The following is a 20252-nucleotide window of genomic DNA, read 5'->3' as shown; positions in this document are numbered from 1 at the left end:
TCACGCATCTAATTTTTGAGAGAATGCGTACGTACAATCAAACGATGGCATAAAATTAAAAGTACAGACATTCTTTTGATTAATCAAAGCTTGGTGATGCACCTCTTGAGTTTCCAAAATATGACTTTAATCATATTATAAACTTCCAAAGGTCATCTTACGCATTCTCAACTAATCAGATATTGCCAAGGAATTACGGTTAATAATTTATAATCTTTCTAAATTACTAAGTGGGCGCATTTTAATTCTTTGAAATAGGTTTTTGAAATAACTTTGTAGACTTTTTGTTAGGCAAGTGACATGGAATCATTACAGTTTAGAAGTATAGGCATTTCGTACAAAACCGCTCCCCTCGAAATCCGGGAGCAAATTGCATTAAACGAAGACGAAGCGAAAGCTTTGATGTTGAAAGTGCAGGAATTTTTTGGTGGTTCAGACATCTTGGTGGTTTCAACCTGTAACCGCACGGAAATCTATTACAACGCCCCTCAGGATTTCAACGTAGCCATTGCCAAGTTACTTCTGATTGAAAAAGGCCTAATCAATACCGAAGCCTATCTCTCCTATTTCACTTTTTACGCTTCTCAAGATGCCGCGGCACGTCATTTATTTGAGGTAGCCACAGGATTACACTCGCAGGTAGTGGGTGACATGCAGATTCCTAATCAAGTCAAACACGCGTACCAGTGGTCGGTTGATTTGGGCATGGCGGGGCCGTTTTTACACCGCTTATTGCACACAATTTTCTTTGCCAATAAGCGCGTAGCCCAAGAAACCTCTTTCCGAGATGGTGCCGCTTCGACTTCGTATGTTGCGGTAGAGCTGATTGAGCACGTTACTACTTTAAAGGAAAACCCTTCCATTTTGGTCGTGGGTGTGGGTGAAATCGGAACGGATGTTTGTCGCAATTTGAAAGAAAAGAAATATACCAATATAAAGGTTATCAACCGTACCCGCGCCAAGGCCGAACAACTCGCTCTCGAACTCGGATTTGAAGTAGGAGATTTTGAAAATGTAGAAGAAGAAATCCGTAAAGCAGACGTGGTCATCTCTTCGATTCAGCGCGACGAACCTTTTATTACCAAAGAACTTCTCCGTAAACAATCCCTGTACTCATTCAAATACCTGATTGATTTATCGGTACCGCGTAGTGTAGCGATGGACGCCGAACAGGTTCCTGGGGTGATTGTGTACAACATTGATAACATTCAGCAACGCGCCAACGAAGCACTCACCCGCCGTTTGGCTTCTATCCCACAGGTCGAGGCCATCATTACACAAGCCTTGGATGAGTTTGGAGACTGGTCGAAAGAAATGGTTGTTTCTCCCACAATCCAAAAGCTAAAAAATGCGTTGGAGCAAATTCGTCAAGAAGAATTGGCTCGTTATATGAAATCAATGAACGAAGATGAAGCTGCAAAAGTGGATAAAATCACATCGAGCATGATGCAAAAAATCCTCAAGCTGCCCGTTCTTCAGCTCAAAGCGGCCTGTAAGCGCGGAGAAGCCGAAACGCTCATTGACGTGCTCAATGATTTGTTTAATCTGGAACAACAGCCAGAGCGCAAATAAGCCCGCGCTGCTTATTTTACCTTTCCGTACTTTTTCATAATTTCTACCACTTTCTGCACCGGAAGAGCCTCTACGATGTGCCCTTGGTAGCCTTTTGTCGTTTTTGCCATCAATAATGAATTAAGGATGGCTTCTTCGGTTGCTTCAATCACAGCCAAAAACAAAGGCGACGTATCGTCATTTCGAAGCAATTTCTGCTCTTCAAATTTTGACTTCGAATCGTGCGGAATGGTGTACGCAGTCGAAAATGCAATGACATAATCGCCGCTTCCATTGGCCATGATTCCTCCCGTTTTACCCAAGCCAATCAAGGCTCGTTTTGCCAAACGCTTCAGATTTCGAGCGTCAAGCGGCGCATCGGTGGCTACGACAATCATGCAAGAACCATCGCCAGATTTATCAAGGGTTTCTTTGAATGAATACTTACCAAGTTCTACTCCTACGGGTGCTCCAGCCACTTCTAATACACCCCCAAAATTGGTTTGAACCAACACACCTACCGTGTATCCGCCCAACAGGGCGGGCAGTTTTCGGGAAGAAGTACCGATGCCACCTTTCCACCCAAAACACACGGTCCCCGTGCCCGCACCCACATTCCCTTCTTCCACGCTGCCCGAGGAGGCCGTTTGCAAAGCCTTTATCACATCAGTCTGTTTTACATGCCGCCCTCTGATATCATTTAAGTAACTATCGTTGGTTTCTCCCACAATCGGATTGACCGAACGGACATTTTCGTTACCTTTTTGGGTCAATGTCCAATCGATCAGCGCGGCGGCCGCCGTCGAAACATTTAAGGTGTTGGTCAAGACGATGGGGGTTTCGATGTTACCCAATTCGGCCACTTGACTATAACCTGCGAGTTTCCCGAATCCGTTTCCTAATTCAATGGCAGCGGGGATTTTTTGTTGAAACACATTGCCGTCGTGCGGTAAAATAACCGTCGCCCCCGTACGTATACTATCTCCCGCATTCAGCGTGGTTTGCCCAACTTTTACCCCTGCCACATCCGTAATGGCATTTAATTTACCCGTTGGCAGTATTCCTATTTTTACCCCAAGGTCGCGCAGGCGTTTGTTTTGGGCAAAAGTAGCATGGTGGATTCCAACGACTAATCCTATCAAGAGAGCATAATGGCGAGTCATTTTGAGGTGATATTTTTTCGTGAATAAAGGTCTTGTTTGTTAAATATCGAGTATTTAGGGTACGATACAAATGAAGAATGAATGATTTTAAAAGATTCTTAAAATTATACAATTAAACGTCGTCATTTTCAATCTTTTAAGTAGATTAGTGTAGAAATAAAGCAATTTTTTAGGGAGAGGTAAAATCAAAGCCGTAATTTTACGTTTTATTAAATCAGATGAGAATTTAGCTGTTATTATGAAATATTCGGTTCATTTCCTTGTCCTGCTGTTTCTTTTCTCCTATACATTACTCCGAGCGCAGGACAATCGTTCCAGTTTCCAAATCGAAGTCCCTACCGAACCCAATTGGAATTGGGTATCGGAAGGAAGTCGTTTAGAATTTACATTAAAAACATCAGGTGGCAAAGGCGACTCGGTGACTTTTGTCATTATGCAAGGGTTGATTGAAGGAATGTCGTTTGACTCAACGGGCCACTTTGCGTGGGTTCCCTCCTACGACTTGGCCGACCGCACCAATACGCAAAAAAATATTCAGGTTATTTTTGAGGCCCGAAACAATCAAAACGAAACCACTACCCGTTCGGTAGAGCTCAAGGTATTTCACGTCAATCGCCCACCACGGGTCGAAGATTTAAAGCCTTTTTACGTACAAAACCGCACGCAGAATGTTTATAAAATAGACGCCAATACGCTCAAAGACGATGACAGCGACCCTTTGGTCATCATTCCCGTCACGGAGACCTTACCCGAAGGCGCAAAGCTTAGTTCGGCAGGAGAACTTACGTGGCAACCTTCATTGACGCAGTTTAATAACCTCAAATCAAACCCGATTTTTATTGATTTTTTTGTGGAAGACCAGCCCGCCAAAGCGCGGGCCAAAGGACGTCTAAAAATTGAGGCTACGCAGATGGATTTGCCCCCGAGCATTATTCAGATTCCTAAAGGAGAATATTTTAAGTCCAAAGAAAACGCAACTATCAATCTTAAGTTTTTCTTGTCTGACCCTAATGGCGATGATGATATTGCTACGTTTGACTTAGTAACCGACAATCCAGATGTTCCAGCGAGTACGCTGGTACGAAATACACCCAACCAATACGAGTTTATTTGGACACCTAATTATGATTTCGTTAAAGATCCCTACGATTCTTTGTCATTTAACATCACTTTTTTCGTGATTGATAAAGAGCAAAACCGTGATGAGCGCAAAATCAGATTTACGATTCTCAATGCCGTCAATGAAGCCGAGAAAGATCGCCAACTTTATGAAATGTACCGGAGCTCCTTGGTAGAAGCTTGGAATCTCGTTACACAACTCAGTGAGAAAGAGCAAGAACTCAAAAGATCTTACTTAAAAGCAAAAAAAGGAAAAAAGAATCGGTCGATGGTCAATGCTGGCTTGGGCGCAACGACGGGTCTTTCCCCAGCCATCATAAAAACGCCACAAACTAAATCCATTGTATCGGCTGTGGGTGGTACAACGATTGTCACCATCGGAGCCTTAGAAGCCGCCGAGGTCATTGGGAAACCGTTACGCGATTTGCTGGACCGATATAATTATGTGTTGGAAAAGAAAATTGAGATTCAAAACAAGGGCGACGTTTTTGCGCGTGAATATGCACTCAAAGCGGCCCGCCGTCAGCCAGATTACGCCAAAAAACGCGATGAATTTAAAGCCGCGCTTTCCATCAAAGGACTGGTAACGCTCGATTTGGATGCTGGTTGGGAAAACAAAAAAGAAGCCACCGATAAGGCCATCGGCCGCGCTTTCAAGGATTTTACACCCTTGGAATCACAGAATCGGGCCCGTCAATAAGTACACGGATTATACAAAAAACGACCGTCAAGCAAGCTTGGCGGTCGTTTTTTGTTACTTCATTGCCAAGTACTAAAGCCCCCGGACAATTATCCTATTTTTTTATTTGGTCACTTTCAACTTGCCCTGCATCAAGGTATGGTGTCCAGGAAACGTACATAGAAAAGTGTAGTCGCCAGGTTCGTTGGGGGCAATAAAATAAATAGCTTCGCTTGTTTCGGGCTGCAAAATATTGGTATGAAACAATACATTTGATGACTTAGGAACATACTGTAAATCAGGCCCTTTGAGCCCTAACTTAATGGCGGATTCGCCGATTGGATTGGCCGTTCCAGGTTTTACAATAACACAATTGTGAAGCATGTCATCGTTGTTGTTGAATACCCATTTTATCCGGCTTCCCGCTTTTACTTGCACCTGAGTTATGTCAAACTTTAATCCTGGCACTGTACCAAGAGTTATCACTTGGTCAGGCCCATTTGTCCAGTCTGCTGGTTGTTCAACGTTCCTTTTTGCAGTACTTGGCCCTTTGGGCGCAGCGGTTGTAGACACAGGCATGGTATGCCCGCTGTGAGCCGTCATTGAATTATCGGCTGGCTTTGATACACTTACCGTCCATTGAGACGCGGGGATTTTTTCACCTTCTGCAATTTCATTCAGAGTATAGTAACCTACGTTATGTAACAAAGGCAAACCCGCCGCCGACCGAATTCCTTCGGCTTTGATTTCGTGGATATAGCCCAGTTTTAAACTGTCCAACACAATTCTGGCTTTCAGGCCATTGTCCGACACAACAATGTGGCGTATTGCTCGCTCAGAAGCATTGATGATGGGGCTTCCGTAGTTGTGGTGATATTTGTAGGTAAACGAATTGAACTGGTACGAGGCTGGATCCTGCGCCGTTTTTTTATCAACGGGCAACGTAAATTCTACTTCAAAACCATCAGGCTTCGAGATAACTTTTTTCATTTCAAAAGGCATTTGCCCCGTCCACACCAACCGTTGGATACCAAACGGGTCTTTGCCTGTAGCCGACCAACCCCGACTGGTTTGCCCTACAAACATCGAACCATCCAATCCCCAGACCATCCGCAAAATCCCCGACTGAAATCCTTCCCGAAAAGGAAAACAGATACCCTGCCAGCGGCCTTTTACTTTCTCAAGCATCACCCGCATAATTTTACTATGGCCTTGGTCTCCCACAAACAATTGCCCTTCAAAAGGCCCAAAAGCCCCTTTTGTCATGTCTTCTTTAATATCTGACGTTGAAATTCCCATTAGCGTATGCGGAAACCAAACCGCAGGAGCTTTCAGGCCAGGCACCCGTTTGGCAACATCGTATAAAGGCTCGCCCGTATCAGGAATGTCTTTCATGGTCAATTTTACAGGGGATTCGGGGTCTTGACTCCAAACAAGCCCTTCGGGATTACCCGCAAAATCTCCTGTTTCTAAGTGCGTCATGCGGCCAGACCCAACCCAGTCACCTTGGTTTTCGGTGTAAAACATGTCGCCGTTTTGTAGCGCAATATAGCCCGCGGGTGAGCGCAAGCCCGTGGCAATGGGCTTCATATTGGCTTTGTCGTCGAACTTCAACAACCAGCCGCGCCACTTTGCCAAACTCGCCCCGTGGCCAATCCAGTCCAAATTGAGCGTAACCAGCAAATCACCGTTGGGGGCCAATACTGGGCCATACGAATATTCGTGGTAATTGCCCGACAAAGGCCATTTATAAAATGACTCGTAGACATCGGCAACCCCGTCGCCATCAGAGTCTACCAAATGCGTAATTTCTCCCCGCTGCGAAAGCAAAAAGGAGCCGTCTGGACGGTACAGGAGGCCCAATGGCTCGTGCAAACCGTGCGCAAAACGCTTGTAAGTAGGTTGTCCAGAACCTTTTAGGTAAGGATTGTTAATCATCCAAACTTCTCCGCGACGGGTAGAGGCGGCCAAGCGGCCATCTGGCAATACTGACAAGCCTCCGACTTCCAATTGGACATTTTCGGGAATGGGAAGTGTGACAATTCGATAATAATCCTCTTCGGTCATGGGACGGTTTTGCGTCTGGCCCACGAGTACCGAAGCAAACGACAGAATGAATGAATATAAAACGATTTTTTTCATGAACAGCAACCTTGTTTTAACTGATAAAGACCACTTAGCCCTGCTTTTACCCAAAAGAAAAGCGAGGTACACAAGGCGCCCCGCTTTTCTTTTTAAGAACTTAACGTCAATTACATCGTTGAAAGTACGTTGTTCATCGTGCGAACCGCATCGGCCGATTTGGCAAACGTTGCTTTTTCAGCTTCGCTCAAACGTAGGCTGATGATTTTTTCCCAACCGCCAGCACCAATTACTACTGGAACACCTAAGCAAATGTCTTTTTGGCCATATTCGCCATTAAGATATACTGAACAAGGGAAAATGCGCTTTTGGTCACGAACGATGCTTTCTACCAACGTAGCTACCGCCGCACCCGGGGCGTACCAAGCTGAAGTACCAATCAATTTAGTCAGGGTAGCTCCGCCCACCATGGTGTCGGCGGCTACTTGCTGTAGTTTTTCTTCGGACAAGAAACGGCTTACTGGAATACCGTTGTAGGTAGCCAAACGGGTCAAAGGAATCATGGTGGTGTCACCGTGCCCACCGATTACCATTCCGTGAAGGTCGTTGGGAGATACGTTCATCGCCATTGATAAGTAGGTTTTGAAACGTGCGCTGTCCAAAATACCGCCCATTCCGATGATGCGTTTTTTGGGCAATCCCAATTCTTTAAACGCCAAGTAGGTCATGGTGTCCATTGGATTGGAAACGATGATGATGATGGCTTTTGGAGAATATTTTAGAATATTTTCGGCAACTCCCTTAACGATACCCGCATTGATGCCAATGAGTTCTTCGCGCGTCATGCCGGGCTTGCGCGGAATTCCTGAAGTGATTACTACTACTTCCGAACCTTTGGTTTTTTCGTAGTCGTTGGTCGAACCAGTGATTTTGGTATCGAATCCGTTCAAAGTAGCGGTTTGAAACATATCAAGGGCTTTTCCTTCCGATAAGCCTTCTTTGATGTCGAGCAATACTACTTCCTGAGCCAACTGACGGCGAGCGATGTTGTCAGCGCAGGTTGCGCCTACTGCCCCTGCTCCTACTACGGTAATTTTCATTGGGATTATGAATTTATTGGTGAATTAACGTTTTTTTTAAACCGGCCGTAAATATAGGGTGAAAACCTTTTAAAGCTACTCTTAAAGGCATTTTTAATGCTAAAAACATATAGTGAAGCGGTATTTAGGAAGTTACAAATAAAACCTCTTTCCTTCTGTGAGTGATGGTTTGGAACAGAACTTCCTAAACTCTCCGAACGAACCATGCGTCTGACGGTTCAGAACCGTCGGACGCACGATACTGAATCTGGCTGCCTGAGCGCCCCCGTGCAAACCGTCTGGTGCATTCTTTCTTTTACCGTTCATCCAAGGTTTACAAGAGCGACTTTCTAAAAAATGGCTGTTCATCCGATTTCGTTGGTGGCCTTTAAATCAATACCTTACCTTTACGTTACCTTTTTCAGCCATGAAACATTAACTTTATCGTTGATTATCAAACAACCTTTACACACATGACACCTAAACGTCAAGGGGCCGTCGTCAAGACTGTCAAAGACATTACAATCGGCGCTGCCCTGACGGTGGCGTTATTGAACGGAGGAATGATGCTCCAAAGCTGCGGCAGTTCCGACGACGAGCAAAAACAACAGGAGGCCCCTTTTAAAGGGCGCCCTGTAAAAACGTACATCACCGAAATGAAACCCGGTGAGTATAAAATCACGGACGAAGTCGCCGTGAGTAGTGATAAAGAAGCGGGCGCCATAGTCCGTTATTTTGACGGGCGACGCGACACGCTCACCGTGGCGGAAGCACAAAGATTGGTCAAAACCGACTCGACCACCCGCGACTATTACAACAACCCGAATCACTACCATTCGCATCATCATCACAGCAGTTCATTATCAAATGCCTTGCTGTGGGGCGGTATGGGGTATATGTTGGGTCGGAACAATAATTCTCAATTCTATAATGAAGGGCGCGAGCGCCAATACAGCTCAGGGGCTTATGCCAACTCTTCCGTTTATCAGCGTTCGGCTGGTATTCACGAAAGTTACCACAGCCACCGCAAAAGCTTTGCTTCACGGCCCAGCAGCAGCCGAAGTGGATTTTTCAGCCGCAGCCGTAGTTCTGGGAGTTAGTTTTTTATTCACTTAAAGAAGCATAAGATGCAGAGACGCAAAAACACTGCGACTTAGCGGCTCTGCGTGAACTTATATTTGATAAAAAATGATCAACACAAGATATTTGAATAACAGTCCCGAAGCTCAACTACGCAATGTAGGCTGGGACTGGATGCTCGGGGCTGATACGTTACCTTATCTAACCAACGAGGCGGTCACGGTGAAGACCTACGAAGCAGACGCTTATTACAATGCCGCCAACGAACTGTATGAGATTTATGCAGAGGCCGCTCAACACGCCATTGACCGCAATCTGTGGAAGGAAATGGGCATTCCAGAAAGTCTCATTGAATTGATAAAACTGACGTGGGAAGACGACCGTCATTGGCACATCTATGGGCGTTTTGACTTGGCAGGAGGCGTAAGCAGAGAACCCATCAAACTCATTGAATTCAACGCCGACACCGCTACCTGCATTCCCGAAACGGCCGTGGTGCAATGGGCACACCTCAAGGCCAACCACATGGATGAAAGCAAGCAGTTCAACAATGTGTATGAGGCCTTGAAAGAGCAGTTTGCCGAGCTTCGCCGCCGCAATATGCACCTAACGCCCACGCTGCTGTTCTCAACCATGCGCGACGCCCCCGAGGACGACACCAACGTAGCCGTACTCGGTGAAGCCGCTCGTGAAGCTGGTTTTGACGTAGAATTTAGCTACATGGACGAAGTGGAATTTACGGCCACCGAAGGGATTTTCAAGCAAAATCCCAAAAACGGGAAGTTCGAGCAATTTGACTTTTGGTTTAAGCTCGTACCCTGGGAATACATCGGCTACGACGAACCCGAATTGGCGGAATTATTGACAAAAATCGTTAAAAACGGCAAAGCGGTCATTATCAACCCTGCGTATACGCTGCTGTTTCAATCAAAATATATCTTGAAATTGTTGTGGGATTTGTACCCGAATCACCCTCTTTTGTTGCCCACTACGGCACAGCCGCTTCCCAATAAAGTAAGTGTGGAAAAGGTACTCTTTGGCCGAGAAGGGGCCAATGTACGCATTCTGGAAACCAACGGCACGGTCATCACGGCCGCCGACGGCGACTACGGTGATTATGAAAAAATCTATCAGGAATACGTAGAGTTCCCGCGCGACGCCCTAGGCCAACGCTACCAAGCTGGCGTATTTTGGGCGGGCGACGCCTGTGGGTTAGGCTATCGTCGCGGTGGAAAAATCATTGACAATACGGCGCAGTTTGTGGGGCATTTGGTGGAGTGACAAGACAAATATATAACATGAATCCAGCTTTAAAAACTTTAAATGATTTGGAAAAATATGATCTGTCAACATTAGAATTTGACAGTCATTTATTAAGAAAAATCCATAAACTGTGGTCAATTCCAATTCATAATTTTACGGCTTCTGATTTACGTATCCTGATTGGTCAAAATATTGCTTTAAAATATTTGATTCCATTTGCTTTAAATATTTTGGATAAAGATCCTTTTGTTGAAGCCGATTTCTATGAGGGTGATTTGTTAGAGAGCGTCTCAAAATGTGAACTACATTTTTGGATAGAAAACCCTCAATTGAAATTACACCTTAAAAATATCATTGACCAAAATATAACGGAAATTAACGCAAGAAAGCTGGACAGACAATCAAGAATTGTAATGTAAATACATATTACCTCCCCCCGCTCACAATCTTCCCATCCGACATTTCAATGATTCTATCGCCGCCTTTGGCGAAGTCGGGGTCGTGGGTAACGGTGATGATGGTTTGGTGGTTTTCGTGGGAGATTTTACGAAAAATATCAAAGACTAGATTTGAATTTGCTTTGTCGAGGTTGCCCGTCGGCTCGTCGCCCATGATGATGGTCGGGTCGTTGATGAGCGCGCGGGCAATGGCTACGCGTTGCTGCTGTCCGCCCGACAGTTTGGAAGATTGCTTGCGGGCGTAGTCTTCCATGTTGACCAATTTTAGTTTTTCGTAGGCGCGCGCTTCAATCTCTTTGGTGCTGTATTTTCCCAGTTTTTGCGCTGGCAACATCACATTCTGTAATACCGTAAACTCCGCCAACAAAAAGTGAAACTGAAACACAAAGCCCAGATGCTCATTGCGAAAGTCGGCGAGGCGGTCTTGGCTCAGGCCCGTGAGGCGACTGCCGTTCATTTCCAGATTGCCTTCGTAGTCGGTATCCATGGTCGAAAGGATATACAGCAATGTAGACTTGCCGCAACCAGATTTACCGACGATTGACAAAAACTCCCCTTTTTTCACTTCAAAGTTGACATTCTCCAACACCTGAAACTTTTCTGGCTCGTAGAAATATTTGTTGATATGGCTGGCCTGAAGAACCGTATTGCTCATGGTTAGTGTTAACTTTTTAATTATTTTTGTAAAAACAGATACATTATGACAGCGGCACTATTTGAAAGTGAGTCTAAAAATGACTTAAAAATTCTCATGGACCTTGCCAAAAAGTTAGGCATCCGAGCCCGTTATGTAACTTCTAAAGAATTAGAGGAGCATGTGATTGCTCATAAAATCTCCGAAGGAATGAAAACTTCCGGCGTGAGTCGTGATGAGATCATGAAAGCATTGGGTAAATGACCATTGAGTTCAAATCAAGTTTTCTAAAACAACTCCAAAAGCTAAAAGATAAAGCTTTACAGGATGCCATTTATAGGATAATTGTCTCCGTAGAACACGCTTCCGCCATAGAAGACATTCCTAAAATCAAGAAATTGGCAGGTTATAGTACTTATTATCGAATCAGAGTTGGTGATTACCGAATTGGTTTAAATGTGATTGATAATATCGTCTACTTTGTAACATTTGACCACCGTAAAGATATTTATAAGTATTTCCCATAGATATTTTCGTTAACCTACCCTCTCAATATCGCTACCGGGTCAATTTTAGAGGCTTTTTTGGAAGGGAAATACCCCGCTAAAATGGTCGTAATCAAGCCAAAAGCCAGCCCCATCACGTAATATTCGACGCGAAAAACCACGGGAAATGTTTTGAGGCTAATCATATCACCCGTTTCAAACGGGGAAATGGACAAAAGATAGCTGATTCCGAATCCAATAACCAACCCCAACAATCCTCCCGCCAAGCCAATGATGATGGCTTGCAACAGAAATACCGCCACCACATCTTTGCCGCCAAAACCCGTCGCTTTCAGAATGGCAATGTCTTTGAGTTTATTAATAACGTTCATGTTCATGATGTTGTAAATTCCAAAACCTGCCACCACTAGCAGTGTTATGGACACCACAAACGTCATTACATTACGGATTTTCTCGCCCGCCAGAATGGCCTGATTGGCCGTAGACCAATCTTCGGTATAGGTATTGAATTGTTTACTGAGATTTTTACCAAAGGCAATGGCTTGCAACGGGTCGTTCATTTTGATGTGAATATCGGTGATATAACTTGCGTCTTTTCCGAGTATCTCCTGAACTGTGCTGATGCTCGTATAACAACGAATATTGTCGACCGTGCCAATTCCAAATCCAAAAGTACCGACCACGCGTAAAGTGATATTGCCGCCAAGTGGTGTGGTCACGCTTACTTTATCGCCTACTTTTACATTGAGCTTTCGGGCCAATGTAGCCCCTAACACAATGCCGTTGGGATTGGCCAAAAGCGACTTAAAACTGCCCGTTTTTATCCGGCTATCCAGATTATACAATCGGTTTTCGCGCGGGTAATCAATCCCCGCAATCACGCCCGAAATCTGAATGGGGCCATTATTGAAAAATGCCTGCGAACTTACCTCTGGCGAAACACCCAACACGCCCGGCATTTGCTCAATCATGCTCACCATTTGTAGCCCGTTTTTGATGCGGGTCAGTTGTTGTTTGGGTTTTTGGTGATAGACAATGTTTATTTGGTCGTCACCATTTTCAACCGCATCAAGGATGCTGGGCCGCTGGGTATTGACATCGTTGTAAATGCGTACGTGTGGACTGGCATCCAGCGCGGAATCTTCCAAAAATTGGTTGACACCCTGCATGAAGCTAATCATGACGATAAACATCGCTATCCCAAAGGTGACGCCCAACATGGCCACCAACGTTTGGCGTTTTTTGGCTAAAAGGTGGGTTTTAGCAATTTGGAAGGAGAGATTGAGGTTCATGGTTTTTGTTTACGCTTTGTCATGCCGACGGTCCGCCGCGCGGAGGCATCTATTGCATTCACATTTGGTCGTTTCGCTCCTGGCCTAGGCGGCCCCGCCGCTGGGCCTCGCCTTCTCGTTCGAGGCTGTGGTATTTCGGGCGCTTTGCGCCTTATTCGAAATCCCAATGCATCTCACAAGAAGGCTGGAAAAGTTAAAAATCAGAGATTATAACCTGTTTCCTTTTTCAGTTTAACATTTCTCGCGGGGCCGCCCGTGCGGTTTAACATTTTTCGGTTCTCACTACTCTTTCACTAGCACACTCTTCTCCGTCAAGCCACCTTTGACTTCAACCAATTCAAAGTTTTCGGCTCCTTTTTGAATTTTTACTTTTTTCTTTTCTTTGCCTTCTTCAATCCACACGCTGTCTTTTCCCACCAAATAGGCCTTGGGAATGGTCAATGCTTTAGGGTTTTTGGAAATAACGATGTTGGCTTCGACCGTCAGGCCGTAATAGGCCGAGGGACTTTCGCCCACAAAATCGGCATCGACCCTAAACGACTGGTCTACTTTGTTGAGCTTGGGATAAATCTTGGTGACTTTGGCTTTAAACACTTTGTCGCCATAAGCATCCATTTTAATCAATACTTCCTGCCCTTCTTTGAGTTTTGAAAAATCTGTTTCATCCACGGCCAACTGCAAATACACTTCGTTGGGATTTCCCAACAGCGCAATGGCTTCGCCTTTACGGACTAATTCTCCCACTTTTTTATACACTTCATACACCCGCGCTGACTCAATGCTCCGAATCCGATAATTATCGCCTTCACGGGCATTTACCCGAAAATTGGAACGTGTGTTTTGTAATTCTACATACAATTGGCTTTTGGTCCGTGCCAACGCTTTTTGGCGGGCCGATACCTCATTTTTGGAGGTACGATACACCAGCTCCACCCGTTCAAGGTCGGCTTTAGCGGTTGCATTTTGGTCGTATAATGCTTTGTAACGAAAGTAGTTAACGGAGTCATTTTCAAGTTTTGTGCGGGCGCTGCGCAATGCGGCTTCCAATTCGGCCAAAATCGGTGAGTTATCAGCATAATTGGCTTCGGCCTGCCGGTAAATATTGGCTGCTGCCTCGGCGCGGGCATCCTGTGAGAGGCTTTCTAGCGTAAATAACAATTGATTCCCTTTCACCACATCTCCTTCATTGACCGACTGCTGCTGCAAATACCCATCGGCATTGGCCACGACTTTGTACTCATTTTTCGGAAACACATTCCCCGAAGCGTAGACTGCTTCGGTAAGGTCTTTATAAGCGGGCGAGGTCGTTTCGGACTTTGGTTGACAACCCACAAAAAATAAGGAGAGAATGAGTAAATAAGTGTATACGCGAATAACTGTCTTTTCCATTGCTATGAGGTCTAATAATCTCCAATCTGTCATTAATAGGAATTTCTGATTTCCAGCAGTTTGCCATTGATCATTACATCTGCCAACGTGCGGAGGTATTTATTTTGGGCGTTGAGCACTTCATTGAACACATTCAGGTATTGGTCATAACTCAGGATGCCACCTCTGTATTTAATGAGCACTAATTTCATATTCTCCTCATTCAATTGATATGCTTCCTGATTGATTTTGAGCGAGTTAAGCGATTGATTGTAAGTAATGAGTAAATCCTGCGTTTCGGAATCATATTTGCGTTTTTCGTTGTCAAGTTGCAATTGGGCAATTTCAGCGTTGACCCGAGCGCGAGCAATGCCGCTTTCCCGAATCCGTCCGCTGTAAATCGGCGCTTCAAAACGCAGCCCCGCTACGCCAATTCCAAACCATTTTTCATTGAAATTCAGAAAATTCAATTGGTTGCGTTGCGCCTGCTCAGAGTAACGGGCATAAGCCGAAAGCGTTGGCAATCGGAGCTTTTGCTCTTTTTTAACCTGCTCTTTGGCCAACGAAAACTGCGCCGCCCGGAGCTGTAGGCGGGGCACCTCATTGCTGGAGGGAAGTTCGCCCCCCTTTTCCTTGAAGGAGACGGGGTTGGGAGATGAGGTTATCACCGTGGCAGTTGAATCTCCCAGCACCAATCTCAATTGATTTAGATTCTTTTGGTAGGCCATTTCATTTTGGTGAAGTACGTCTTCGATGGCCAAACGCGTGGAGCGCACACGATTGTATTCGAGTTGGTCAATCAGGCCTTTTTCTTTGCGCTCCGCAACTATACGAGCAATGCTGTCAGTATTGGCAAGATTTTGTTGGGTAATGGTAATGTATTGTTGGGTAAAAACCGTCGCAAAATACAGCCGTGCGACTTGCGTGCTGAGGTCGTCTTGCAAGACTAGGGTTTGTAAAATACCGATTTTTTGGTTGGCTTTGGCCATCTCTACCTCCTGTTTTAAGCCCGCATTCCAAAGGGGAACATTTCCTTCCAAGCCTGCCGTGAGGTTGAACGGAACGCCGAATTGAATACTGCGAAACTCTCCTTCTCTACCACCAAAAAACTGCGCGGGAATCAACTGCGTAGGCAAGACAAAATTATAATCAAAGGCCGTCGTCAATTTTAACTGCGGCAACTGGGCGCCTTTGGCCGCCGTCATATTCCACTGCTGTACCTGAGCGTTTCGTCGTGAAATTTGAAGGTCAAGATTATTTTTTTTGGCCAATTCAATCGCTTCACTTACATCCTTAATAACGGTTTGGCTAAAAATGGGATGCGAGAACGAGAGAATGAGAATATAAATCAGAGCTGTCTTTTTCATCATGCTGTATGAACTAGGTTCCTAATATAATGGCAATGATTACGATTCAAAACAACATAACCTATGACCAATATCAAAGTCAAGGTTTTTGAAACGGACAAAAAGCGCCATAAAACGGAAGAAAGCCCTTACCTTTGCGTACCACCTACCTCATAGGTTTTTCGTCAACCATCCTCCGATTTTTTGGCCAAAGGGCAACAGACAACCGAAACAAAATGCACGTCACAGGCTTTACTTTTATTCGCAACGCCGTCAAATTTGACTTCCCGATTGTTGAGGCAATTTCCTCTATTTTACCCATCTGTGATGAGTTTGTGGTAGCCGTCGGAAAAAGTGAAGATGAAACCCTGCAACTCATTCAAGAAATAGACCCCGTAAAAATTCGAATCATCGAAACAATCTGGGATGAGTCATTGCGGGAAGGCGGGACGGTCTACGCCAAAGAGACCGACAAGGCTTTTCAGGCAATTTCCAAAAAATCAGACTGGGCATTTTACATTCAGGGCGACGAAGTAATCCACGAAAAAGACCTTCCAGCCATCAAAACCGCCATGCAACGCTGGAAAGATGACGACAACGTTGACGGTCTTTTGTTTAAGTACATCCATTTTTACGGTTCATACGATTACGTGGGCGACTCGCCCCAATGGTACCGCCACGAAATACGCATTGTCAAAAACAACAAAAACATCTATTCATACCGCGATGCGCAAGGGTTTCGGAAAAACGACAACCAAAAGCTCCGCGTCAAGCCCATCGAAGCGAGTGTTTATCATTACGGCTGGGTGAAAGACCCGCGTGTGATGCAGCAAAAACACCTTCATATTCATAAATATTGGCACCCAGGCGACCCCGAAAAGCACATTAAAGTCTCCGCTGAGGGTTTTGATTATTCACAAATTGATTCTTTGGCCAAATTTACGGGTACGCACCCCCACATAATGCAAGCGCGGTTGAAGCGACAAAATTGGCAGTTCAGCCACGACATTTCTCATAAAAACCTGAGCCTAAAATACCGACTGAAACTTTGGGTCGCCAAACTGACGGGCTGGTACATTGGTGAATACAAGAATTATAAAGTGGTATAAACCAATGATTTTTAAATTGAAACCCTGTTGCACCCGTTTTTTATTTAAACTTGCCTCATGAAATGGTTTTCACTCTTTTGGGCAAGCTATCTGGTGATTTTGTCGTGCATTCCGTGTACACATCACCATGATTTGCGTATGATTACCGATAGAGAAACGATTTCTCATCACGCGTCACACGAAGACGACAACGACCATGACGAGAATGAAAACGAGCACCATCACGTTTGTTCTCCTTTTTGCCAATGTACCTGCAATGGCGGCTTTACAGTTCCTACGCCTCATTTCGAACTTCAAATAATATCGCTGATTTGCTCAGCCCAAACGCTTGTTTTTAGCAACCAATCTTCTTATACACCAAGCATTTTTGCTGCCATCTGGCAACCGCCCAAATTGCCAGTACAGGGATAATTATGCCCTTTTTTCACTGAATTCAATTCATTTCATCCGATTTTGAGGAAAAACACCTCCTCATTGAAGTACGAACCAACGCGCTCCTTGGGATTGGAGTTGCTTTTTTTCAATGAAACACTATTGGCAAAAATCCATTCTTGCTTTTGGATTGATAATGCAATTCAGCCCTCTAATTCTTGGGCAAGTCAGGCTGCCTGTTGAGGAGGCCGTCAATCTCGCTTTGCAGAAAAATCCAGCAATCAAAGCCTCGGCATTGGCCGTGCAGCGCAACGAACAGCTATTGGGCGCAACCCGTAACGTTCCCAATCCTGACCTGACCTTTGATAGCCCAACGGGTGTTTTTTATACCATTGGAGTTCAGCAATCGTTTCGCTTTCCTACGGTGTACGGCCGTCAATATCAACAACAGCAGCAGCAAATACTGTTGTCTCAAAAAGAACAGGTCATTACGGCCAACGACCTTAAATACCGCGTCCGTACCATTTATTCCGCTATCCAATCGGCCGAAGCTTATCAACGGCAACTACTTTCGCAAGACAGCTTGTATACCCTAATCAGCCAAGCGGCACAACGTAACTTTGATGCGGGAACCATTGATAAACTGGCACTTCTATACGCCCAAACACAAGCAGCAGAGGTAAAAAATCAGGCACGAGTTGCTGGATTTCAGATTGCGAGTCAGAAAAAACAATTAGAGATTTTAATGGGAATCTCGCTTTCTGCTTCTGTATTCACGCCTTTAGTAAAACTTCCATCTCCCGCATTGGATACCTCAACCATTGTCCAAAACCCCGCGGTTCAGGTGGCGCAGCAATTGGAAAACGTGACTAAAAAAGCCGTTGAGGTGGAGCGCGCCAATGCCCTGCCAGGTTTTATGGTAGGGTATTATAACCAAGGCACTCAAGAAGCTGCTTTCGGATTACGCTGGCGGGCAGGAATCAGCCTTCCGCTGTGGTCAGGGCAATATAAAAGCCGCATCAATGCCGCGCAAACTGAGCAACAGATAGCCCGACAAAACACCGAAGTGCAAAAACAAACGGTTAGCTCGGCGTTGCAACAAGCGCAAGATGACCTGACTTCGTCGGCCAATTCTCTGACTTTTTACGAAACCGTGGCTATGGGCCAAGCCGACGCGATTATCGGCACAGCGAAGCGTTTTTTTGAAAACGGTCAAACCGACTACACCAATTTTTTACGCACTACCAACGACGCCTACGCCATCAAACTACGCTATTTGGAAGCCCTACAAAATTATAATCAAGCAGTATTGGCCATTCATTATTTGACAGGAAACTTATGAAAAAGATACTTAAAAAAGCAATGGGAGTAGAGAACACGGCACACAAAGGCATGTTCTTATCCCAAGTGTATACAGCCTTCAAACAAAAATATACAGGGTTGCTACTCCTCGTATTTATTACCCAATCTTTCCTGCTTACTTCTGCTTACGCCCAGCACGACCATGACCACGGTGACGGCGGCCACAGCCACGGCGAAGAAACGGCAAAGACAGAAGAGGTAAAACTACAGAAATCTGAAGCAGTTTCAGGTAAGTATGAAGCAGTGCTGAAATACGAACACCTTCATGCTGGCGAAGCCGAAAAAATGACCCTTTATCTCGCCGACCCTACCACCAATCGAGCCATTGCGGGCGCATCATTGAAATTGACGACTTCATTGGACAGCAAAGCCAAATTTGATATTACTCCCAAAGAATCAGGAGTTTACGAAATATCCGCCACTTTCTCGCGCGATAGAACTTTTACGTTAACGTTGGCCGTCAACGGCACTAATGGCACTGACATGCTTCTTTTGAAAGGAATCAGGGTAGGCCATGACGAAGGTGCTCATGTCCACGGCGAAGCCAACGGATGGCAGGTGACCTTAGGAAATTGGCAAACTTGGGGCATCTTTGGTGGCGGGCTTTTGGTAGGGTTAGGAGTCATGTTTTTGGTCATGAAAAGCCGAAATCGGACATTATTTGTCATTCTAATTTTAGGATTTTGTCTTTTGCCTCTCGCCAATTACCAGCCTGTTTCTGCCCAACATGACCACGACCACGAGGGAGAAAATACCCATCAGGCCAATGCAACGTTGACCGATGTATTTGAAGTACCGAAAGAAACCCAATTTTTGTTTGAAGTCTTGACCCAACCAGTCAGCGCGGGTGGTTTTCTTCCCACTACGCAGCTCAACGGCACAGTCATTCCTTCTTCCACGGGGCTGGCGGTGGTACAACCTCCCCAACCCGGGCGAATCATTTCGCTGAATGTGCGGGTAGGCCAAAAAGTATCTAAAGGCCAGACCTTAGCCATCTTAGAACAGACTTTGGACGCAACAGCATTGATAAATCTCCAAGTAGAGCGCAATACCCTTGAAGCCGAACTTTCTGTGGCCCAACGAGAATATGACCGCCTCAAAAAAATCGAAGATATTGCCGCCAAGCGTGAGGTATCAGAGGCCACAGCACGCTTGCAAAAAGCACAGGAAAATCTCAAAGTGTTCAACGACATTGCCCAAGGCGGCAAAGGTACCCATCGTCGCTTTCCGCTCGTTGCACCCATCAGCGGGCTGGTATCGCCCTTTAGTATCGCTATTGGCTCTACCGTTGGGACGGGAGATACAGTTTTTCAACTAACCAATTTAGGCAAAGTATACGTGGAAGCACAGCTATTTGAACGCGATGCTGAGAGCCTCTTTTCGGCAACGGGCTACGAAGTTATCTGTCAACGCGAAGCAGGACAACACCGTACAACCCGCGTGCGACTATTATCCGCTGCGCAGTCGGTCAATGCCAATCAATCCCAAAAAGCACTTTTTGAAGTAGAAAATCCTACGGATGATTTTAAAATTGGCGAGTTTGTGTCGATTCGAATTCAGGGGAAAACGAATGGGAATACGCTCTCCTTGCCCAATTCAGCCCTGAGCCAAGTCAACGGAAAACCCTGTGTTTTCGTCAAAGAATCCCCAGAAAATTACCGAATTCAATACGTAGCCACGGGCCCCAACAACGGCGACTTTACGACCATTCTCAAAGGCATTAACAACGATGATAAAGTAGTGGTGGCTTCGACGTATCAATTAAAAATGATCTTTATAAATCGGTAAT

The 20252-nt window shown here is 45.3% G+C and carries 18 protein-coding genes; 11 read left to right on the top strand and 7 right to left on the bottom strand.

Features of this window, described 5'->3' with window-relative positions; genetic code table 11:
* The first annotated feature begins 300 nt into the window (after positions 1–300).
* Positions 301–1572 carry a glutamyl-tRNA reductase gene (hemA, locus tag NCI00_RS27190; RefSeq protein ID WP_253532853.1) on the top strand — a complete coding sequence of 424 codons (1272 nt, stop codon included), beginning with the start codon at positions 301–303 and terminating at the stop codon, positions 1570–1572.
* An 11-nt stretch (positions 1573–1583) separates the two neighbouring features.
* Here hemA and NCI00_RS27185 read toward each other — a convergent pair whose 3' ends face one another.
* On the bottom strand, positions 1584–2714 hold the full coding sequence (locus tag NCI00_RS27185; protein WP_253532851.1) for a DmpA family aminopeptidase: 1131 nt from the start codon (positions 2712–2714) through the stop codon (positions 1584–1586).
* A 238-nt stretch (positions 2715–2952) separates the two neighbouring features.
* Here NCI00_RS27185 and NCI00_RS27180 point away from each other — a divergent pair, with 238 nt between their 5' ends.
* Positions 2953–4533: a hypothetical protein gene (locus NCI00_RS27180; protein ID WP_253532849.1), complete on the top strand. Its 1581-nt coding sequence runs from the start codon at positions 2953–2955 to the stop codon at positions 4531–4533.
* Between the two features lie 102 nt (positions 4534–4635).
* Here NCI00_RS27180 and NCI00_RS27175 read toward each other — a convergent pair whose 3' ends face one another.
* Both NCI00_RS27175 and mdh read right to left on the bottom strand, forming a co-directional pair.
* A complete protein-coding gene (locus NCI00_RS27175; protein ID WP_253532847.1) occupies positions 4636–6654 on the bottom strand; it encodes a plastocyanin/azurin family copper-binding protein in 2019 nt (672 codons plus the stop codon).
* A 110-nt stretch (positions 6655–6764) separates the two neighbouring features.
* Positions 6765–7694 (bottom strand): malate dehydrogenase, encoded by a 930-nt coding sequence (gene mdh, locus NCI00_RS27170; protein WP_114068101.1) that lies wholly within the window; start codon positions 7692–7694, stop codon positions 6765–6767.
* A gap of 452 nt (positions 7695–8146) precedes the next feature.
* Between mdh and NCI00_RS27165 the strand changes: the two genes are divergently transcribed.
* The 3 genes from NCI00_RS27165 to NCI00_RS27155 all read left to right on the top strand — a co-directional run bounded on the left by NCI00_RS27165 (position 8147) and on the right by NCI00_RS27155 (position 10435).
* Positions 8147–8773: a Cj0371 family chemotaxis-regulating polar lipoprotein gene (locus NCI00_RS27165; protein WP_166561030.1), complete on the top strand. Its 627-nt coding sequence runs from the start codon at positions 8147–8149 to the stop codon at positions 8771–8773.
* 88 nt (positions 8774–8861) lie between these two features.
* Positions 8862–10034 (top strand): glutathionylspermidine synthase family protein, encoded by a 1173-nt coding sequence (locus NCI00_RS27160; protein ID WP_253532845.1) that lies wholly within the window; start codon positions 8862–8864, stop codon positions 10032–10034.
* A 17-nt stretch (positions 10035–10051) separates the two neighbouring features.
* Complete coding sequence (locus NCI00_RS27155; RefSeq protein ID WP_253532843.1) at positions 10052–10435, top strand: contact-dependent growth inhibition system immunity protein; 384 nt, start codon at positions 10052–10054, stop codon at positions 10433–10435.
* A 7-nt stretch (positions 10436–10442) separates the two neighbouring features.
* On the opposite strand, the gene NCI00_RS27150 is transcribed toward NCI00_RS27155, so the two are convergent.
* Positions 10443–11129, bottom strand: coding sequence for an ABC transporter ATP-binding protein (locus NCI00_RS27150; RefSeq protein ID WP_114463860.1), 687 nt, complete (start codon positions 11127–11129; stop codon positions 10443–10445).
* 45 nt (positions 11130–11174) lie between these two features.
* On the opposite strand from NCI00_RS27150, the gene NCI00_RS27145 reads away from it, so the two are divergent.
* Both NCI00_RS27145 and NCI00_RS27140 read left to right on the top strand, forming a co-directional pair.
* Positions 11175–11372: a hypothetical protein gene (locus tag NCI00_RS27145; protein WP_253532841.1), complete on the top strand. Its 198-nt coding sequence runs from the start codon at positions 11175–11177 to the stop codon at positions 11370–11372.
* On the top strand, positions 11369–11635 hold the full coding sequence (locus tag NCI00_RS27140) for a type II toxin-antitoxin system RelE family toxin (RefSeq protein ID WP_253532839.1): 267 nt from the start codon (positions 11369–11371) through the stop codon (positions 11633–11635). Before NCI00_RS27145 ends, NCI00_RS27140 begins: the two co-directional genes overlap by 4 nt.
* Before the next feature lie 14 nt (positions 11636–11649).
* On the opposite strand, the gene NCI00_RS27135 is transcribed toward NCI00_RS27140, so the two are convergent.
* The 3 genes from NCI00_RS27135 to NCI00_RS27125 form a co-directional block, all read right to left on the bottom strand.
* A complete protein-coding gene (locus NCI00_RS27135) occupies positions 11650–12906 on the bottom strand; it encodes an ABC transporter permease (protein ID WP_253532837.1) in 1257 nt (418 codons plus the stop codon).
* 282 nt (positions 12907–13188) lie between these two features.
* Positions 13189–14295: an efflux RND transporter periplasmic adaptor subunit gene (locus NCI00_RS27130; protein WP_253532836.1), complete on the bottom strand. Its 1107-nt coding sequence runs from the start codon at positions 14293–14295 to the stop codon at positions 13189–13191.
* Between the two features lie 32 nt (positions 14296–14327).
* Positions 14328–15644 (bottom strand): TolC family protein, encoded by a 1317-nt coding sequence (locus NCI00_RS27125; RefSeq protein ID WP_253532835.1) that lies wholly within the window; start codon positions 15642–15644, stop codon positions 14328–14330.
* Positions 15645–15856: 212 nt separating this feature from the next.
* Between NCI00_RS27125 and NCI00_RS27120 the strand changes: the two genes are divergently transcribed.
* The 4 genes from NCI00_RS27120 (at position 15857) to NCI00_RS27105 (ending at position 20251) form a co-directional block, all read left to right on the top strand.
* Positions 15857–16729 carry a glycosyltransferase family protein gene (locus tag NCI00_RS27120; protein ID WP_253532834.1) on the top strand — a complete coding sequence of 291 codons (873 nt, stop codon included), beginning with the start codon at positions 15857–15859 and terminating at the stop codon, positions 16727–16729.
* A 57-nt stretch (positions 16730–16786) separates the two neighbouring features.
* Positions 16787–17140 carry a hypothetical protein gene (locus NCI00_RS27115; protein WP_253532832.1) on the top strand — a complete coding sequence of 118 codons (354 nt, stop codon included), beginning with the start codon at positions 16787–16789 and terminating at the stop codon, positions 17138–17140.
* 112 nt (positions 17141–17252) lie between these two features.
* Positions 17253–18443, top strand: a complete 1191-nt coding sequence (locus NCI00_RS27110; protein WP_253532830.1) for a TolC family protein — start codon at positions 17253–17255, stop codon at positions 18441–18443.
* Positions 18440–20251, top strand: coding sequence for an efflux RND transporter periplasmic adaptor subunit (locus NCI00_RS27105; protein WP_253532827.1), 1812 nt, complete (start codon positions 18440–18442; stop codon positions 20249–20251). The genes NCI00_RS27110 and NCI00_RS27105 overlap by 4 nt, the downstream gene beginning before the upstream one ends.
* Position 20252 lies beyond the last annotated feature (1 nt).

It is taken from the genome of Runella salmonicolor (genome assembly GCF_024158025.1).
GTDB classification, from domain to species: domain Bacteria; phylum Bacteroidota; class Bacteroidia; order Cytophagales; family Spirosomataceae; genus Runella; species Runella salmonicolor.
The sequence above is the reverse complement of the archived record's forward strand: the minus strand, read 5'-3'. Positions and strand labels throughout refer to the sequence as shown.